At 36.7% G+C, this 210-nt stretch carries 1 protein-coding gene; it reads right to left on the bottom strand.

The features are described from left to right. The coding region (locus C6N31_RS43450; RefSeq protein WP_232486408.1) for a translationally-controlled tumor protein at window positions 1–194 on the bottom strand (194 nt) is incomplete at its 3' end. Between the last annotated feature and the right edge of the window lie 16 nt (window positions 195–210).

The following is a 210-nucleotide window of genomic DNA, read 5'->3' on the forward strand; positions in this document are numbered from 1 at the left end:
GTTGGGTCAGTGGCATCTTTCTTATAATACGCAAACACCAACGAACTGTCATCATGCATACTCTCTCCCACAAAAAATTGTAGATCTGCAAGCTTTGAAATTAAGAACTTGGTTGCTGCTTCAATATTCTTTATGAATTTTTCTTGGGTTTCTTTTTCCAGTTTAGGCGTCACCAACTTGATGTATTTCTTCATGTATGTGACAAACTGT

The sequence above is a fragment of the Streptomyces fildesensis genome (genome assembly GCF_016107395.1).
GTDB lineage: Bacteria > Actinomycetota > Actinomycetes > Streptomycetales > Streptomycetaceae > Actinacidiphila > Actinacidiphila fildesensis.